This window comes from Streptomyces sp. PL-29 (assembly GCF_058344425.1).
In genome coordinates this window covers 6,516,118-6,534,535 of the sequence record NZ_CP136996.1, presented here as the reverse complement: position 1 = coordinate 6,534,535, position 18,418 = coordinate 6,516,118, and the positions used below count along the sequence as shown (strand labels likewise).

The 18,418-nt window shown below is 71.2% G+C and carries 13 protein-coding genes; 7 read left to right on the top strand and 6 right to left on the bottom strand.

Going from position 1 to position 18,418, the window contains the following annotated elements:
• Positions 1-1,083 carry an SPFH domain-containing protein gene (locus tag R4Z63_RS29760; RefSeq protein WP_384448624.1) on the top strand — a complete coding sequence of 361 codons (1,083 nt, stop codon included), beginning with the start codon at positions 1-3 and terminating at the stop codon, positions 1,081-1,083.
• 79 nt (positions 1,084-1,162) lie between these two features.
• Here R4Z63_RS29760 and nhaA read toward each other — a convergent pair whose 3' ends face one another.
• On the bottom strand, positions 1,163-2,467 hold the full coding sequence (nhaA, locus tag R4Z63_RS29755; protein ID WP_037916842.1) for a Na+/H+ antiporter NhaA: 1,305 nt from the start codon (positions 2,465-2,467) through the stop codon (positions 1,163-1,165).
• Between the two features lie 250 nt (positions 2,468-2,717).
• Complete coding sequence (locus R4Z63_RS29750; RefSeq protein WP_384448621.1) at positions 2,718-4,259, bottom strand: alanine/glycine:cation symporter family protein; 1,542 nt, start codon at positions 4,257-4,259, stop codon at positions 2,718-2,720.
• Between the two features lie 399 nt (positions 4,260-4,658).
• Here R4Z63_RS29750 and R4Z63_RS29745 point away from each other — a divergent pair, with 399 nt between their 5' ends.
• Positions 4,659-5,534 (top strand): potassium channel family protein, encoded by an 876-nt coding sequence (locus R4Z63_RS29745; protein WP_384448618.1) that lies wholly within the window; start codon positions 4,659-4,661, stop codon positions 5,532-5,534.
• A 73-nt stretch (positions 5,535-5,607) separates the two neighbouring features.
• Here the strand turns inward: R4Z63_RS29745 and R4Z63_RS29740 are convergent, their stop codons facing one another.
• The 3 genes from R4Z63_RS29740 to R4Z63_RS29730 all read right to left on the bottom strand — a co-directional run bounded on the left by R4Z63_RS29740 (position 5,608) and on the right by R4Z63_RS29730 (position 13,281).
• Positions 5,608-10,464, bottom strand: a complete 4,857-nt coding sequence (locus R4Z63_RS29740; RefSeq protein ID WP_384448615.1) for a DNA repair ATPase — start codon at positions 10,462-10,464, stop codon at positions 5,608-5,610.
• Positions 10,465-10,557: 93 nt separating this feature from the next.
• On the bottom strand, positions 10,558-12,621 hold the full coding sequence (locus R4Z63_RS29735) for a flotillin family protein (RefSeq protein WP_384448612.1): 2,064 nt from the start codon (positions 12,619-12,621) through the stop codon (positions 10,558-10,560).
• A 60-nt stretch (positions 12,622-12,681) separates the two neighbouring features.
• Positions 12,682-13,281, bottom strand: a complete 600-nt coding sequence (locus tag R4Z63_RS29730; RefSeq protein ID WP_384448610.1) for a hypothetical protein — start codon at positions 13,279-13,281, stop codon at positions 12,682-12,684.
• Positions 13,282-13,482: 201 nt separating this feature from the next.
• On the opposite strand from R4Z63_RS29730, the gene R4Z63_RS29725 reads away from it, so the two are divergent.
• Together R4Z63_RS29725 and R4Z63_RS29720 are read left to right on the top strand one after the other, a co-directional pair.
• On the top strand, positions 13,483-14,988 hold the full coding sequence (locus R4Z63_RS29725) for an FAD-dependent monooxygenase (protein WP_384448607.1): 1,506 nt from the start codon (positions 13,483-13,485) through the stop codon (positions 14,986-14,988).
• A gap of 34 nt (positions 14,989-15,022) precedes the next feature.
• Entirely contained in the window at positions 15,023-15,613 is a 591-nt protein-coding gene (locus R4Z63_RS29720; RefSeq protein WP_037916823.1) for a TetR/AcrR family transcriptional regulator, read from the top strand.
• A gap of 87 nt (positions 15,614-15,700) precedes the next feature.
• On the opposite strand, the gene R4Z63_RS29715 is transcribed toward R4Z63_RS29720, so the two are convergent.
• Positions 15,701-15,916, bottom strand: coding sequence for a hypothetical protein (locus R4Z63_RS29715; RefSeq protein ID WP_037916821.1), 216 nt, complete (start codon positions 15,914-15,916; stop codon positions 15,701-15,703).
• Positions 15,917-16,285: 369 nt separating this feature from the next.
• Between R4Z63_RS29715 and R4Z63_RS29710 the strand changes: the two genes are divergently transcribed.
• Genes R4Z63_RS29710 through R4Z63_RS29700 form a run of 3 tightly spaced genes read left to right on the top strand, consistent with a single transcriptional unit; the run spans position 16,286 to position 18,373 of the window.
• Positions 16,286-17,602, top strand: a complete 1,317-nt coding sequence (locus tag R4Z63_RS29710; RefSeq protein ID WP_384448603.1) for a cation:proton antiporter — start codon at positions 16,286-16,288, stop codon at positions 17,600-17,602.
• A complete protein-coding gene (locus tag R4Z63_RS29705; RefSeq protein WP_384448600.1) occupies positions 17,589-18,167 on the top strand; it encodes a hypothetical protein in 579 nt (192 codons plus the stop codon). Before R4Z63_RS29710 ends, R4Z63_RS29705 begins: the two co-directional genes overlap by 14 nt.
• The gene (locus R4Z63_RS29700; protein ID WP_384448598.1) at positions 18,164-18,373 is read left to right on the top strand and encodes a hypothetical protein; all 210 of its coding nucleotides are present in this window, start codon (positions 18,164-18,166) and stop codon (positions 18,371-18,373) included. Before R4Z63_RS29705 ends, R4Z63_RS29700 begins: the two co-directional genes overlap by 4 nt.
• The last annotated feature ends 45 nt before the right edge of the window (positions 18,374-18,418 follow it).

The window sequence follows — 18,418 nt, the reverse complement described above, 5'->3', positions numbered from 1 at the left end:
ATGGAGATCTCCGCGTTCCCCGTAGTCGGCCTGCTGGTGGCCCTGCTGGCGGTGTTCACCGTGGTCCGGGCGGTGCGGATCGTCCCGCAGGCCCGCGCGCGCAACGTCGAACGGCTGGGCCGCTATCACCGGACCCTGAAGCCCGGGCTCAACGTCGTCATCCCCTACATCGACCGCGTGTATCCCGTGATCGACCTCCGCGAGCAGGTCGTCTCCTTCCAACCACAGCCCGTGATCACGGAGGACAACCTCGTCGTCGAGATCGACACCGTCCTGTACTTCCAGGTCACCGATCCGCGCGCGGCGGCCTACGAGATCGCCAACTTCTTGCAGGCCGTGGAGCAGCTGACGGTCACCACCCTGCGCAATGTCGTCGGATCCATGGACCTGGAGAAGACCCTGACCTCGCGGGACACGATCAACAGCCAGCTGCGCGGGGTGCTCGACGAGGCCACCGGCAAATGGGGGCTCAGGGTCAACCGGGTGGAGATCAAGGCGATCGACCCGCCGCAGTCCATCAAGGACGCGATGGAGAAGCAGATGCGGGCCGAGCGGGACAAGCGGGCCGCCATCCTCGGGGCCGAGGGGCAGCGGCAGTCCCAGATCCTGACCGCGGAGGGGGACAAGCAGTCCGCCGTCCTGCGCGCCGAAGGCAACCGGACCGCCGAGATCCTCCGGGCGGAGGGCCAGTCCCGGGCCATCGACGAGGTGTTCCAGGCCGTCCACCGCAACGACCCCGACCCCAAGCTGCTCGCCTACCAGTACCTCCAGATGCTGCCGCAGCTCGCGCAGGGCCCTGGAAGTACCTTCTGGGTGATCCCCGGCGAGGTCACGTCCGCCCTCCAGAACGTCACCCGTGCCTTCAGCGAAGTCCTCCCCCAGTCGACCGCCACCCGCGAGGCGTCCTCCGACGGACTCGCCGTCCAGGCGGCCAACGACGCGGCGAAGGCCGCGGAAGCCGCCGCCGAAGCCCTCGCCGACGCCGCGGAGGCGGACAGCGAGGCAGGCAGCGTGCTCGCGGCACGGCCCCGGGCCGCCGAGCAGGGCGGCGACGCAGCCCCGCTGTCCGGTTCTCCGGACTGACTCCCCTGCCCGGACCAATCCGGGCGGCGGCGGGGCGGGCACCGGCGGAAAGGGCTCCTCCCCGCCGCGGCCCTGTCCGTCAGCCGCGCTCCGGTACGTAGGCTCCCGCCTCGCGCTGGTAGATGTCCGGGATGCCATCGGCGTCGGCGTCGATGTTCTCCTCCTCGCACAGGCGCCGGTACAGGGCGTTGCGCCGGCGCAGGAGGACGGTCGCGATCAGGGCCGCGGCGACGGACGCGATCAGGACCGCCGCCTTGACCTGCTCCCCGACGCCTGCGCCGGGGAAGGCGAGTTCGCTGATGAGGAGGGCGACGGTGAAACCGATTCCGGCCAGGACGGACAGGCCCAGGACGTCGGCCCAGGCGAGGTCCGGGTTCAGTTCGGCCTTGGTGAAGCGGGCGGCCAGGTAGGTGCCCAGGAAGATGCCGAGGACCTTGCCCACGACCAGGCCGATGACGACACCGAGCGGTTCGGGGGTGGTGAACACCGCCGCCAGCGCCGGGCCGGAGACGGTGACGCCGGCCGCGAAGAGGGCGAACAGCGGCACCGCGACCCCGGCGGAGAAGGGGTGCATGAGGTGCGAGACCCTGGCGGCCGGAGAGGCCTCCTCGCCCTTGTCGCGCGTGGTGCGCAGGATCAGGCCCATGGCGACGCCCGCGACGGTGGCATGCACGCCCGCGTTGTACATCAGGACCCAGATGGCGATGCCGAGGGGGACGTACCACCACCAGCCGCGCACGCGGAAACGCTGGAGGGCGTAGAAGATCACGAGTCCGGCGAGCGCACCGCCGAGCGCCCAGAAGTTCATGTCGGACGTGAAGAAGACGGCGATGATGAAGATCGCGCCGAGGTCGTCGACCACGGCGAGCGTGAGCAGGAAGGCGCGCAGAGCCGCCGGCAGGTGGGTGGAGATGACGGCGAGGACGGCGAGGGCGAAGGCGATGTCGGTGGCCATGGGCACGGCCCAGCCGTCCATGCTGCCGCCGCCCGCCCAGGCCGTCGCGGCGTAGAGCACGGCGGGTACGGCCATGCCGCAGACCGCGGCGATCACGGGCAGGGCCGCCGTGGCGGGGGTACGCAGCTCACCCAGGACGAGTTCTCGTTTGAGTTCGATGCCGGCCACGAGGAAGAAGACCGCGAGGAGTGCGTCGGCGGTCCAGTGTCCGACGGAGAGGTCCAGGCCGAGCGCGGGTATGCCGAAGTGGAAGTCGCGTATCGCCTCGTACGCACCGCTCCACGGCGTGTTGGCCCACACGAGGGCGACGACGGCGGCGGCCAGCAGGACCAGTCCGCCCACGGTCTCGGTCCGAAGGGCCGAGGCGATCGCCTGCCGCTCCGGCCAGGGCACGAGTCCGAACACGATACGCGGGCGCGGGCTGCTCATGATGATTACCTTCCGGGGCGTCGGCTGAGAACGGGCACACGGCCCCTATCGCCGACCAGACTTCCCGGCACACCCCGCGTCCTTCATCCGTACGGATGGGTGCATTGACGCGTTCTTTACACCCTATCGGCGATTCCGCGAACCCGCCAGAGGGGTTCCCACCTGCTGAAACACCAAAAAGCGGGGGCCGTCCACACCAAGGCGCAAGGTGTGGACGGCCCCCGCGGGAACCGGGCCGCCGGGGCGACGGTCAGACGGTGGTCTTCACCGGTTCCTGGTCGTCGTCCCCGTCCTCTGCGGTGTCCTGGCCGGCGTCGCGGCGGCGGACGTAGTCGAGGAAGGAGCTCAGCTCCCGCTTGACGACGGGGGCCAGCAGGTACAGGCCGATGATGTTGATGACGGCGAGCATGAACAGCACCGCGTCGGCCATGTCGATCAGGGTCTGCAGGGTCAGCAGGGAGCCGGCGACGGCGAACAGGGTGTAGAAGACCTTGAAGGTCAGCTCACTGGTGCGGCTGCGGCCGAAGAGGTGCGTCCAGGCCTTCATGCAGTAGTAGCCCCAGGTCAGCACGGTGGAGATGGCGAAGAGCATCACCGCGATGGTGAGGATGTAGGGGAACCACGGCATGACGGTGCCGAAGGCGTCGGAGGTGATCGTCACGCCGCCGATGGACTCGCCGTTGCGCGCCTCGCCCCAGCTGGCCGGGTTGGCGATCACGATCGTCAGCGCGGTCATGGTGCAGATGACCACGGTGTCGATGAACGGCTCCAGCAGGGCGACGAGGCCCTCGCTGGCGGGGTGCTTGGTCTTGACGGCGGAGTGCGCGATCGGGGCGGAGCCGAGGCCCGCCTCGTTGGAGAACGCGGCCCGCTTGAAGCCGATGATCAGCGCGCCGAGGACACCGCCGGCGACGCCCTCGGGGTTGAAGGCGCCCTCGATGATCGTGGAGATCGCGGCGGGAACCTCGGTGACGTTGACGCCGATGACGACCAGGCAGGCGACGATGTAGATGCCGGCCATCGCCGGGACCAGCTTGCTGGTGACCGAGGCGATGGAGCGGATGCCGCCGAGGAGGACGATGCCGACGATCGCGGCGATGAGGATGCCGAAGAACAGGGCGCCTGCGGAGGAGCCCATCATGCCGCTCTCGCCGCCGGTGACGGAGACGAGCTGGGCGTAGGACTGGTTGACCTGGAAGAGGTTGCCGCCGAAGAGGCCGAAGAAGAGGATCATCGCGGAGGCGAGGACCGCCAGGACCTTGCCGAGGGTCTTGCCGCGGGCGCCGAAGCGCTCCGTCAGGCCCTTGGGCAGGTAGTGCATCGGGCCGCCGGAGACGGTGCCGTCGGGGTGCACCTCGCGGTACTTCACACCGAGCGTGACCTCGACGAACTTCGTCGCCATGCCCAGGAGGCCGCAGAGGATCATCCAGAACGTCGCACCGGGACCACCGATGGACACGGCGACGGCGACACCGGCGATGTTGCCGAGGCCCACCGTTCCGGAGACGGCCGCCGTCAGCGCCTGGAAGTGGTTGACCTCGCCGGTCGAACCCTTCTCGTCGTACTTGCCGCGCACCACGTCCACCGCGAGGCGGAACTTGCGTATCTGGACCAGCCCGAACCAGCCGGAGAAGACCAGGCCGGCCACGACGAGCCAGGCGACGATCAGCGGAAGCTGGGTCCCTCCCACAGGGACGGAGTAGAAGACGATGTCCCCGAGCCATTTGGCGATGGGCTCGAAGAAGCCGCTGACGGCGTCGTCTACGGCGTTGGTGATGGTGTCGAGTGACATCTGGCTTTACCTCGATGCGCAGAACCGGCGCAGTGCGGTGCGTCGGTGTGAGTGCGGGCTTTGAGCGAACGCCGCCGTCCGGGCGGCGACCCTGGGCGTCTCGGTCCGCGGACGTGGACCAAGGCCTCCCAGGCCGTGCAGAGCCGGTGCGTGCCGGCACTCCGTTGTCCGGTGAGGGGTGGGCCGAAAACGGAGTTGCGCATTCTTAGCACGGCCTTTATCGATTACTTAGTGACGTGGATCACTCCCCCGGGCCCGCACCCCGGAATCCCAAGGGCCGGTGATGCGATCGTTATCCGGATTTGAGGTTCCGATGAGCGAACTGCCCTGTCCGGTCTGTTGCGGTTCGGCCAGCCGGACCGGCGGGCGAACGGACCATGGCGGGCAGGAGGAAGTCCAGTGAACTGGCTGGTCAACACCGTCGGAGCGGCCTGTGTGCTGTTGGTCCTGAGGGACGTCTTCCACACGCTGTGGCATCCGACGGGCCACGGCGGCCTGAGCAGGCTCGTCATGACGGGCCTGTGGCGGCTCTCCGCCGCAACGGCACCGCGCCGCCGCGCGGCCGGACTGGTGGGACCGATCGCGATGGTGGTCGTCGTGGTGATGTGGGCATTGATCGTGGTCGTGGGGTGGGCGCTGATCTACTGGCCGCACATGCCGGAGGCCTTCGCCTACGCACCCGGGCTGATCCCCGCCGAGCACACGTCCTTCACGGACGCGCTGTACATCTCCCTGGTCAACATCTCCACGCTCGGCCTGGGGGACATCGCACCCGCCGAGGGGTGGCTGCGCATCGTCGCCCCGCTGGAGGCCGTCGTGGGCTTCGCCCTGCTGACCGCGACGGTGTCCTGGACGCTGGGCATCTATCCGGCCCTGGCCCGCCGCCGGGCGCTGGCCCTCCGCCTCTCCCACCTCGCGCGGACACATCCCGCGGCGGAGCAGATCGACACGGACTCGGGCGCGGCGATCCTCGACAGCCTGGCGGCCGGGATCTCGGTGCTCTCGGTCGACTTCATGCAGTACGCCGAGTCGTACTACTTCCACGACGGGGACGATCGCACCTCCCTCGCCTGCCACCTCGGCTACGTGTGCGACCTGGCCGACCGGGCCGCCGGCGCCCGGCACGCCGATGTGAGGCTGTCCGCCGCGGTCCTGAACGCCGCCCTGGAAGACCTCGCCGCCATCCTCGACCAGCGCTTCCTCCGCACCCGCGGCACCCCGCGGCAGATTTTCCGGGCCTTTGCGGACGATCACGGACGCCGGTCCGGTACCTGACGCGCCCCACCCCTGCCTCCGCCGCCCGGAGAAGCCGCGGGCCGCGTACGGGGCCGGGCGCTGCGCCGCGGGCCTACTCCTCGCCCCCGCGGGGCGCGGGCCCGCCGCCGGCGCGGCGGGGCAGGTCTCGGGGGCCGGTGGCTCGGGTGATGGCGCTCTCGACGGCGGCCACCCGGTCCGCGAGCAGACCGAGGGCGGCCACCGCACGGCTCACGGAGTCCTCGCCGGAACCGCCGAGCGCCTGGCTGCGGACGTACGCCGCGGTGATCTCGGCCCAGCGCGCGGCCGGGCCGTCGGTGAGGGTGCCGCGGAGGGCGGCGAGCTTGAGGAGATCCGCCTCCGCACCCGTGGTGAGGGTCTGGGCCTCCGCCGAGTAGTGGTCGTCGATCAGCGCGGACAGCTCCGCGTCGTTCATGGCCGGAGAGATCCGGGCCGCGATCTTGTTCATGTTCCGGTACGAGCCCTGGAGCCGGAAGGGAGGTTCGGTGCGGCTCGTGCCGCTCCGGGCCGCCGAGGCCATGTAGGCCCCGTTCACCGCGAGGACCGTCCGCCGGGCGGTGAGCAGGTGCCGGAGGACCACGAGGATCCGGTCCAGTTCGGCCGCCTGGAACGGGTGGGTGAGCCGGTCTCGGCGCGCGGTGGGGTCTTCGGCCGCGAGGCGTACCAGCAGCTCCAGATCGGCCCGCTCCCGTCCGGCGAGCGGAGCGAGGACGGGGTTGGAGGTGAGGGCGTTCTCGACGAAGCTGAAGGCGAAGGCGTCTTCCTTTCCGTTCAGCACGTCGCCGAGGTTCCACACGTCGGCCCGGTTCGCGAGCATGTCGGGAACCCGGAAGCGCTGCCCCGACTCGGTGTACGGGTTGCCGGCCATGCAGACGGCGAAGCGCTTCCCCCGCAGGTCGTGTCCGTCCAGCGTGCGGGTCGCGTCGCACAGCGGAATGAACTTCTGGAGCAGCTCGGGCGAGGTGTGCTGGATGTCATCCAGGTAGAGCAGGACGTTGTTCCCGGCGGCGAGCGCGAAGGCGATCTTCTCCAGCTCGCGGCGGGCGGCGGCATCCGGCGCCTCGGCGGGGTCCAGGGAAGTAGTGCGACCGAGGGCCGGACCGTCGACCTTGACCAGGAGCAGCCCGAGGCGTTCGGCGACGTATTCCATGAGGGTGGTCTTGCCGTAGCCCGGCGGTGAGACCAGCAGGAGCAGGCCGTGGCTGTCGGTGCGCTTGGCGTCTCCGACCGCGCCCAGCTGCTTGGCGAGGTTGTCGCCGATGAGGGGCAGGTAGACCTCGTCGACGAGCCGGTTGCGGACGAAGGAGGACATGACCCGGGGCCGGTACGCGTCCAGGCGCAGCTGTGCCCGCTCGGCTGCGAGCAGGCCGCTGCGGCGCTGCTGGTAGGCGCGGAAGCCCGGGACGGCCTGGGCCGCGAAAGCCGCCGTGCGGGTGAGGAACTCGTCCAAGCGCACGTCCATGGCACGCCCGGTGATCCGGGGATGGGCGCCGAGCAGGCCGGTGACGGTCGCCGTCGTCGCGCCCGTGGCCTCATAGCGGTCCAGGGCCGGGCACAGTTCGACCGCTGCCGCCTCGGCGATGTCCCCCGCGTCGATGTCCTCGCCGCACGCCGTCGCGTAGGAGGTGAGCCAGCCCTCGACGAGGTGCCGTCGTGCCGCCAGGTCGGGGAGGACGGCGAGGTCCTCGTCGTACGGTGAACTCCCCACGGTCCGGCGGAACGTGTCGAGCAGGGTGTGGGCCGCGGCGGAGAGCGCGAATCCGTCGGGGCCGGTGGTCAACTCCTCGAAGAGGTACGCGGCGGCGTGCGCGGCATCCGTTTCCCGCTCGATGGACCGGGAGATCTCCGAGGCGAGTTCCGCCCGGAGGCCTTCGATCGCCGGCGCGAGCCCGAAGGTTTCGCGGGCCCGGACCAGGGACATCGCCCGCCGGACGAAGGCATCGCGGAAGTCCGCCCTCGTGCCGTGGGCCCAGAAGAGTACGGCCGCCGCCCGGACGTGCGGCGGGTAGCGCAGCAGGCCGGCCTTCTCGTGCAGCCTGAGCACCGCGTCGAGGATCACGGTGGCGTCGTGATCGTGGACGCCGCGTTCGTAGCCCTCGTCGTACGCGGCCTCGGCGGCCCGCCGTACGACCGCCGGCAGGTCGGCGTCGGCCAGGGCGGCGGCGCCGTGGTCGGCCAGCAGCCGCGCGGCCAGGTGTTCGGCCCGGTACACCTCGGGGGACTCGGACGGCAGCAGCCGGTCCCAGTAGGGACGGGTGTCGGCGAAGTCCGGGTCGGTGACCGGACGGCGGTAGTCGGTGCCGGTCAGGGCGAAGGCCTGGCCGTCGCGGTGCGGTACGAGGGTCAGCTCGGGGCTCTGGCGCGTGACGGCGAAGCGGTGGCGGCCCAGGCGGATCGTGTCGCCGCCGTCGCCGAACAGCTCCCCGCGGTCGCGCAGGGCGCGCCCGGCCTCCTGGCGGGCGGCCAGCAGCCGGCCTTCCAGCTCTTCGGCCCGCACGGCGTCGCCGAGCTGCCTCAGCTGGTCGGCGGTGCGGCGGACCTTGTCCGCCATGGGGTCGGAGGTGAAGTAGGTGTTGATCTCGTCGAGGCTGGCGAGTCCCGACGTGCGGCGGGCGACCGCTTCCAGGACACGGCGCGCGGAGTCGGAGAGGGCTTCGGCGCGCCGGGCCCGGGCGTCGCGCAGGGTCTGCTGGCGGGAGGAGAACGCGTCGTGGACCTCGGTCCGCTTCTCGGTGATCTCGGCCAGGAACCCGTCGTGCTCGGCGAAGCGCGACTCCAGGTTCTCCAGCTGGAGCAGCAGGCGCGCGAGCTGGGCCTCGCACTCCTCGGGCGTGGACGCCGTGGCCAGGGCGCCGGTGACGGCCTGGCCGAGCAGCGCGAACTCGGCCGCGAACTCGGCCCGTCCTTCACGGTCGAGGAGCTCCCGGCGGCGGGCGGCGAGCGTGGCGCGGGCCCGGTTGACGGACCCGAGGACCTCGGCGATCCGCTCCAGGATGGTCGTGCGCACGGTCGCGTCACCGATGTCGAGGCCCGCGACGACCTCGACGAGGGTCTGGAGGCCGAAGGTCCGCTCGGCCAGCCGCTCCTCGACGGGGACGGCCTCGGCGACGGTGGTGATGGCCTCGGCTTCGGCGGTGAGCCGTTCGGCCTCGACGTGATGGGCGGTGAAGGCGTCCTCGCGGTGCAGGAAGGCGACGGCACGCCGGGCCGCGGCGGTGATGTCGCCTTCCACGCTCGCGGCCAGGGCCTCGATGCCGTCGGTGTCCGCGTGGCGCATCTCCTTGAGGGTGACCAACCGGCCCTGTGCCCGCCGCAGCTCGGTGATGCGGTCGATCCACTCCTCGGCGGTGGCCGGGGCCTCGCCGCGGATGCGGCGGACCAGCCGGGCGATCGTCCGGGCGGCTTCGCCGAGGGCGTCGGCGGCCTGACGGGTGAGGGCCTGGACGCTCTCGAACTCCTCCAGTACCTGCGCGGCCGTGGACCGTACCTCCTCCAGGGGGCCGCGCAGGTCTCCGGTCTCCGCGTCGCCGAGCCAGGGGAAGCGGTCGGCGGCGCGGACACAGGCGGCGAGCAGCGTCTCGTAGGCCGCCCCCACCGGAGCGGCCCCGGTCTCCATGGCCTGCCGGGCGATGGAGAGGCAGTCGGCGATGCCCCGCACCAGGTCGGGGTTGCCGATGCGGGCGAGTGGTCCGTCCGCGGACGAGGGGACGTGGGTGTCGGACGTGTAGGGCGTGCGCCAGATCTGTACGGGGTGCATCCGCGCGGGCTCGCCGGAGCCGGCGCGCAGCACGACGAGTGTGCCGTCGTCGAAGAGGGCGTGGCCGTGGCAGGAAATCGGGGCGGCGACCTCTTTGCGGATCAGGTTGTAGGACAGCAGCAGGCCGCGCCCACCGGAGCCGGCGTGGAAGGCGAAAAGGACGTCCTCGCCATGGGGAGAGCGCACGGCCTTTTCGAACGCCAGGTCCGTGGTGTCCGTGTCGAAGGTCTTCACGGTGCCCGAGGCGAGGCAGTATCCGCCGGGGAAGACGATGCCCTCGTCGTCGGGCAGCCGGCGGCAGGACCGGCCGATGCCGTCGAGGCGGACGACCGTGTTGGTGACGGTGTTGTAGACCAGGTGGCGCCTGGTCTCCTCCTTGTAGGGGCGGACGCGGAGCAGGATCAGCGCGCCGACGGTGGCGTGGGCGATCTCGGCGTCGGCGAGGGACTGGAGGGGCTCGTCGACCGGCTCGCGGTGAATGCCCTCGCCGGTCTCGGTGTCGTTGTCGGTCTTGACGACGAGGGCGCCTCCGACCGTGGAGACGAAGATCCGTCCGTCGACGGATGCGTGCGGGTACCGGCCCGGGACGTGGTCGTCGCGGGTGGTCTCGCACCACTCGACGTCGTGGGCGGGCGGGAAGACGTGGTCGCGCTCCCCCAGTGCGTCCAGGAACCTCGCCTCGCCGTCCTGGGTGAGGGACCAGCGCAGGACGCGGATGTCCTCGGCCTGCTCCCCGGTCCGGAAGACGGCCAGCAGCCTGCCGTCGGCGTGACGCAGCCGCAGCAGGCGCGCGCCCTGGTAGTAGCGGTGCAGCGCCCCGAACTCCCGGGTGAAGGCGGGGTCTTCGAGGAGGCCGGGCACGGCGGCGGCGGGCAGCGGGTTCAGGTCGCGGTCGTACAGGGCGAGCACATCCGCGACGGACGTCTCCTGGCCATGGCCGGCGGCGCCGTGGTAGCCGAAGAGCAGTGCGTCCCCGATGGCGACGATGTCGCCGGGCACCCGGCTCTGCTCGGTCCGCAGGCGCTCGGAGCCCGAGAGCGTGAGCCCGGCCCCACCGAACTCGGCGGTGCGGGCGGCGTTGAGGGCCTCCGCGCGCCGGGCCAGCTCGCCGGCCTGCGCTGCCAGGCGGTCGCGCAATACCTCGTACGTACCCGCGTCCAACAGCGTCGTCATCTGCTCCAGCTCCCTCGCGTACAAGATGGTGTGCGGTTGCGGAGCCGCCACTACTGCGGCGGCTCCGCAACCTTGACCGCACCCCCGTGGCGGTCAGTTCTTGGCGGCGCCGTTCAGGACGGCACCGCTGGACCCGGCGAGTCCGCTCACCGGCAGGTCGGCCAGGCCCAGCTGTCGGGCTCGTGCCAGCAGCTCGTCCAGCTGCCCGGATCCGGCCGGCATCAGCTTCATGAGAAGGGCAGAGACGGTCAGGTTCTGCACGTCGGACGTGGACAGCGAGCCCAGCATCTTGGTGAGGTCCTCGGTGAAGGAGGAGGCTGCGCCGTCCAGCCAGGGCCCGGCCAGGGTCCGGGCGGTCTGCGAGTGCTCCATGAACCCGTCCACCGCCCGGCCCATCGACATCGCGCCCACGATCCGGTCGAAGAAGGCCGCCTCACCGCCGACGATGCTGATGTCGGCGCTCTCCAGTCCCGTCGCCAGCACGGTCGCCTGGGCCTCGGCCACCTGCCGCTGCATGTCGAGCCCGGCGAGGCGGACTTCCTTCTCCGCCTCCAGCCGCAGCCGGTACTCCTCGTGGCCGCGCGAGGCCTCGTCGAGGGCGGCCATGGCCGCGGCCTTCTCGGTGAGGCCCTCGGCCTCCGCCTTCAGCTTCTCCCCGATCGCGGCCGCCTGGGCCAGTGCCATTTCGCGGGCGCCGTCCGCCTCGGCCCTGAGACGTGCCGTGGTGGCTCCGGCCTCGGCCAGGCCGGTCTTCTCGATCGCGTCCGCTTCCTTCTCCCGTACGGCGACGGCGGCCAGACCCTCGGCGGCTGCCTCCGCCTGAATTCCTTCAGCGAGCCGGATCTTGGCCCGGGCGTCGAGGTCGGCGGTCTTGTTCCTGGCCTCGGCGAGGGTGAGCTCCTCCGCCGCCCGGTGCACGGCCGCCTGCTCGGCGGCCTCCGCCGCCTTGATGTCCTTGACCAGCTTCTCCTGCGCCTGCGCCTCGGCGGCGATGACGACGGCCTGACGCTCCCGCTCGGCCTCTTCCACCGTCCGCAGCCGCTTGATGGACTCCTCCTGCTCGGCGACGGTACGGTCGACCGCGATCCGCTCCCGCACGACCTCGGCGATGTCCCGCTTCTCGGTCTCGACCTCCTTGTCGGCGGCGATCCGGGTCAGCTCGGTCTCCCGTTCCCTCGCGATGACCTCCAGCAGGCGGTCCTTCTCGATCCGCTCGTTCTCGATGGCGATGACCCGCTCGCGGTTCTTCTGTGCGACGGCGACCTCACGGGCCTGGTTCTCACGCTGGATGCCGAGCTGCTCCTCGGTCTTGAGGAAGGCGCTCTGCGCCCGCAGCCGCTCCTCCTCCACCACACGGGCGGTTTCCGCCTCCTCCCGGGCCCGGACCGTCTCGATCTCGCGGCGCTGCTTGATCTCGGCGTCGGCCTGCCGACGCTCGAGTTCCAAGATGGCCTCGCGTGCGTCGACGTTCTGCCGGGTGAGCTCCTTCTGCTCGTGCTGGCGGAACTCGTTGGTGCGCACGCTCTCGACGGCCGTCAGCTCGGTGATCTTCCGGATGCCCTGGGCGTCCAGGATGTTGCCTGCGTCCAGCTGGGCGAGCGGGGTCTGCTCCAGGTAGTCGATCGCCGCGTCCTCCAGGCTGTAGCCGTTCAGATCGGTGCCGATGACGTGGATGATCCGGTCGCGCAGTTCGTCGCGCATCGTGTAGAGATCGGTGAAGTCGAGTTGCTTGCCGACCGTCTTGAGCGCCTCGGAGAACTTGGCGTTGAACAGCTCCTGCAGCGTCGCCTTGTCCGAGGCCCGCTGGGTGCCGATGGCCTGGGCGACCTTGATGACGTCCTCGACGGTCTTGTTGACCCGGACGAAGAAGGAGATCCGGATGTCGGCGCGGATGTTGTCCTTGCAGATGAGACCGTCGCGCCCGGTGCGGGAGATCTCGATGGTCTTGACCGAGATGTCCATGATCTCGGCCTTGTGCAGCACGGGCAGCACCACCTGGCCGGTGAAGGTCACATCGACCTTTCTCATCTTGGAGACGATCAGGGCCTTGCCCTGCTCCACCTTGCGGAACAACCGCGTCAGCACGATGAGGGTGACGACCGCGAGAACGAGGACGACGATGACGAGCGTGCCAAGGCCCAAAGAGATGGCATCCATGAGGAATCCCCACGTGAGAAGTCGAAGCCGGTAGGCCCGGAGGCCGGGAGGGGCGGCGGGTCAGCCGCGCGGGTCGAGCGCCGCGTCGAAGGGCGCGACCCAGAAGAATTCGCCCGCGTCGTCGTACGCGTACAGCAGCGCGGTGCTGCCGAGCGTGAGCGGATCACTGCCGTGCTGGCGGACCTGGACGATCGCGGTGGCGCCGTCACCTGCCGCGACTTCCGCCTGACCGAAGCCCTGGTCCACCCGCCCGGTGCGGATGACGCAGGTCAGGCCGACGAAGTCCAGCCGGGACGGCCCGGGTTCGTCGGGGAAGAGCTTGACCAGCGGCCGCAGGAGGTGTCGGGTGACGCGCCACGACAGCAGGAGCGAGGCGAACAGCAGGGCGGCGCCGAGGAAGTTCTCCACCCCACCCGGCCATCCCGTACGGGCGAGGAGCACGGAGCCGGCAAGGCTGGTGAACCAGGCCAGGCCGATCAGCACCGACGCCGACACGGTGACGGGCACGCCGCCGAGGCCGAGGACACCGCCACCCGAATCGGCGGCGTCGTGGTCGGCGGCCCCGCACAGCACGAGCAGCCAGAACCCGAGGACGACGGCCAGGGCCGATGTCAGCAGCACCGTGGGAAAGCCGAGAGCGGCCCCGATGAACTCGTCCACGTCTCCCCCTCCCTTCCGGCACCCGGCATCAGGTGCGTGGGCCGGTGCGGCCTCGCTCCATCCTGCCCCGGAGGCAGCCCCACGCACATTGCCGACCATCGGCAATCTTTACGCCTCTTTCACGCCGACCGCAGGATGGCCGGGCGACGAGCATTGGCGTTAGCATCTAACTAAAGTTAGCGACTAACGAAAGGTGGAGGCATGCTGTCGACGACGGTGGTGGTGGCCGGTGCCGGGCCGACCGGATTGGCGACCGCCTGTGGACTGCGCGCCGCGGGCGTTCCCGTCCGGGTGCTGGACATGGCGCCGGGACCGGCGGCGACCTCGCGGGCCCTGGGCCTTCAGCCGCGCGGTGCCGAGGTGCTCGACCGACTCGGCGCTCTCGGCGACCTGGCCGAGCGATCGGTGCGGATCTCCCAGGTCCTGACGTACGTCGACGGACGCCCCTTGGCGAGACTGCCCGTCGGGCGGCCCACCAGGCTGGTCACCAGGCCCGGCCTGCTCATGTCCCAGGCCGAGGTCGAGGCCCGGCTCCGGGACCGGCTGGCCGGGCTCGGCGTCGAGGTCGAATGGGGCCGCGAGGTGCTGGACGTACGCCAGGACCCGGAGCGGGTCGTCATGCGCCTCGACCACGGCGAGGAGGAGGCCGGCTGGCTGGTGGGATGCGACGGCGCGCACAGCCGCGTGCGCAAGGCCGCCGGGATCGCCTTCCCCGGCGTGCCGGTGGTGGAGCGCTTCCTGCTGGCCGACGTGACGGCCGGCCTGCCGGTCCCCCGGGACACGGTGGCGGTCTGGCTGCGCGGGGACACGATGCTCGGGGCGTTTCCGCTGCCGGGAAAGGACCTGTGGCGCCTGATGGCGCCCGCCGCACCCGGATCGGCGGCGGACCCGGCGGACAGCCTGGCGGAGCTCCTGCGGCGGGAGGCCGGCGTTCCCCGCACCGCGGTACGGGAGGTGCACTGGACCTCCACCTTCCGGATCAACCGGCGTCTCGCCTCGTCATACCGCAGCGGCAGGCTGCTGCTCGCCGGTGACGCCGCGCACATCCACAGCCCCTTCGGCGGTCAGGGCATGAACACCGGCCTGGGCGACGCGGAGAACCTGGCCTGGAAGCTCGCCCTGGTCGCCACCGGGCGGTCCGACGACGCCCTGCTGGACACCTACGAGGCCGAACGCAGACCGGTCGCCCGCGAGGTGCTGTCGTCTACCACCGCCATGACGGGCGTGGTGCTCGGCCGGAGCACGTGGGCCCGGGCCCTGCGCGACCACGTCTTCGTCCCCCTGCTCGACCGGCCCACCGTGCAACGCCGGCTCTGGGAGAAGTCCTCCCAGCTGACCCTCAGCTACCGCAGGGGCCCCCTCGGCACCCTCCACCGGCTCCCCAGGCCCCTCCCCGGACCTGCCCCGCACCCCGGCGACCGCGTACCGGACGGGCCCTGCATCCGTCAGGACGGCAGCACCACGCGCCTGTACGAGGAACTGCGCACGGGCTGGGCCCTCCTCAGCCCCGGGGCGCCTCCCTCCGCCCAGGAGGCCGTCGCCTTGCGGCACCTCGGTGCGGACGGGGTGACCGCACTCACCGTGCCGGGCGGCTCCCGGCACACCCTGCTGGTACGGCCCGACGCCCACCTGGCCTGGCGCGGAACGCGGGCGACCGCTCTGGACCGGGCGCTGACACGCATACTCGGGAACGGCACAGGACAGTGAGCGAGCACCGAGAACGCCCGGAGGCGGTAGTTCCATGAGTACGTCCCCCACGCCGGTTCCCGGCCTGCGCGAACGGAAGAAGGCGCAGACGCGCCGGACGATCCAGGAACAGGCCCTGCGCCTGTTCCTGGCCCAGGGGTACCAGAACACCACCGTCGAGGAGATCTCGGCCGCGGCGGGGGTCTCGCACATGACGTTCTTCCGGCACTTCCCCACCAAGGAGGCCGTGGTGGAGTCCGACGACTACGATCCGCTGATCGCCCGGCTCATCGAGGAGCGGCCGCGCCACGAGGACAGCCTCACCGCCCTGTGCAGCGCCCTGAGCCAGGGCCTGCGGGCGGTGTACGCCGACGGCAAGGACTCCCTGCTCGCCCGTACCAGGCTCATCCTCGGCACGCCCGCCCTGCGCGCCCGGACCTGGGACAACCAGTACGCCACCCAGCGGCTCTTCGCCGACGCCCTCAGATCGCGCCACCCCGGCGAAAGCGACCTCTCCGCCCGGGTCGTCGCGGCGGCCGCCCTCGGGGCCGTGACGACGGCACTCGCCGCCTGGGTCGAAAGTGACGGCGCCCTCGACCTCCCCGCCCTGGCCGACGAGGCCTTTCGCGCCCTGCGCCCGTCATAGCGGCCACCGCCCCCGCGGGCGGTCCCCGGCCCGGTCCGTTGCCGCCACGGGCTCCCTGCCGACCCTCCGCCGAGGACCCGCCGTCCCCTACCGCTCCACGTCCTGCCCGCCCAGAGCCATCACGACTCCGGTCAGGAACAGGCTCAGGCCGATCACCACGAAGGGGAAGCCGGGACCCGGCAGGACGTACATCACCGCTCCCAGGCAGGTGACGGGAAGCCCCGCGGCGGCGAGTACGAGACCGAGACGGCGCTCGGCCGTGACCCAGCGGTAGAGGGCGGCGCGGCAGGTTCGGAACCGCATCAGGCCGCCCTCCGGACGGTGCCCGTCATCGGGGGAACGGCATTCGGGGGAACGGCACCGGGCAGATCGGCACGGCACGGCAGCGGCACCACCGCCGGCATGAGCAGCGGCATCGTCGTCCTGCCCAGCGCTGTCGCGTGGATCATGTGCTTCCATTCGTGGGCGCCGTTCCGGAATGAGGCGCTCACCTTACCTGGACCATACGTGGCGTGTTCATGCCGGTGATCGGCAACGAAGAAGGCCGAGCACTGCCGCCAGGGGCCCGTCAGAACCGCGTAAGGGATCCGTAAAATCCATAGCGGTGTGCCGGGAAGCCTGGTCGGCGGTCAAGGGGACACCTCTCACTCGCCGATCGGGGGCTCGTTTTCCATGGTGCTCGTCGCTGTCTTCGGGGTCGTGCTGCTCATCGCGGTCCTGCTGTCCGGGCTCGCCGCCCGGACCGTCCTGTCCACCTCACTCCTCTTCCTGCTCGGCGGCGCTCTGGTCAGCGACGGCTTCCTGGGCCTGATCCACGTCACACCGGACAGCGAGATCGTCGCGGTGACCGCGGACCTCGCGCTGTTCGCCGTGCTGTTCACCGACGGCATGCACGTCTCGTTCCCGGCTCTGCGCCGGAACTGGCGGAACCCGGCACGGGCCCTGGGCCTGGGCATGCCGCTGGCCCTCGTCGGCATGGCGCTGGTCACCCACTACCTCGTGGGTCTCGACTGGACGACGTCGTTCCTGGTGGGAGCCGTTCTCGCGCCGACGGACCCGGTGTTCGCCTCGGCCATCGTGGGCCGCAAGGAGGTGCCGGCCAAGCTCCGGCAGCTGCTGAACGTGGAAAGCGGGATCAACGACGGACTCGCCCTGCCCGTCGTGCTCGTCCTGATCGCCGCCGCCGGTCCCACGTCCGGGCATGCGGAGGCCTCGCTCGGCAAGATCGGGCTGGAGCTGCTGCTGGGCCTCGTCTTCGGTGTCGTACTGCCGCTGCTGCTGGCGGGCCTGGTCCGGGTACGGAACCTGGGCGCCGAGCCCCGGCTCCAGCCGCTGCTGCCGCTGGCCACCGGGATCATCCTGTACGGACTGTGCCACCTCACCCACGCCAACCCGTACCTGGCGGCCTTCTCCGCGGGCGCCGTCATGGCGAGCGTCTCGCCGACGGCCAAGGAGGTCTTCGAGCCCCTGGGAGAGGCGGTGGCGGAACTCGCCAAGTTCGCCGCCCTGCTGGTGTTCGGCGCGCTGCTCACTCCGGCGCTCTTCGGCGACCTGTCGTGGGGCGGGTACGCGGCCGTGGTACTGGCCATCGTGCTCATCCGGCCCGCGTCCCTGCTGGTGTCGCTGCTGGGCACGAAGTTCGAGAAGCGGGAGAAGCTGGTCGCGGCGTGGTTCGGCCCCAAGGGATTCGCATCGGTGGTCTACGGTCTGCTGGTCCTCCAGGCCGGTATCCCGCAGGGCGAGACCGCATACACCCTGATCGCGGTCTGCATCGCCTTCTCCATCGTCGCCCACAGCAGCACGGACGTTCCGGTGGCCCGCCTGTTCCACATCCAGGGCGACGCCGGCGTGCCGAGCGGCGAGCTGCTCACGGCGGCTGCAGCGGCACCGGCCGCGGAAGCCGCACCGGCCGCAGAAGCCGCACCTGCGGCCGAGGCGTACGACCGCGCGGAGAAGGCTCCGCGACAGGAGGGCCGTGTCCGGAGCTGAGACGGAACGCCCCGCTCGCCGGGGCATACGCAGAGAGGGCCGGCGCCCGGTCGGGGGAACCCTGGCGGGGCTCGGCGGCCTGGCCTCGCTCGGCTCGGCCGCGGTCGCCTTCGCCGCTCTCCGGGCGGACGTTCCGCACGAGCCGGGCGAGCGGACCTATGCAGCGACGCTGCCCGCCGCCGACGAGTTGAGCGCGTACGCGGCGCAGGCGGACATCTCGGGCGGCGGGTCGAGCGACTTGGCTCCGGCCGTCGTCTCCCTGTCGACCGAAGGCCCGCTCTACTCCGTGGCCCTGGCGCTCGTCACCCTGGTGATCGGCGCGCTGGGCCTGTTCGCCTGCTGGTGTCTGGTCGGCCCGCCGGGGCGGATGTCCTGGGGTCGGTCGAAGAGCCTCACGCTGGCCGCATGGGCCGCCCTGGCCCTGATCGCCGACGCGTTCCTGATCCTGTGGCTGCTGGTCTGGCTCGGCGGGCCCTACTGGCTGCATCCGACGCTCTGGCTGCTGACGGTGCTCCCCGCCGCCGTGTCCGCCGTTGCCCTCAGGACGAAAGGCGCACGTACATGACCTCGACACGTACCGTACGGGCCCTGGCCGGGGCGGCGGCCTGGTGGGGCCTGGTGACCCTGGTGCTCTGGCTGGTCGGTCTCCTCCTCGGCCAGTCGGCTCCCCTGTCGGGATGTGCTCTCGGCGCCCTGGCCGTCATCGTGATCGGCGAGATCGGCGACCGCGTCCGCAGGGCCTGGAAGCACATGCGGCAACGATCCCTCTGATCGCCCCGAGGGCCTCTGACCGCATCGACTCCTTCGGGAAAGGTA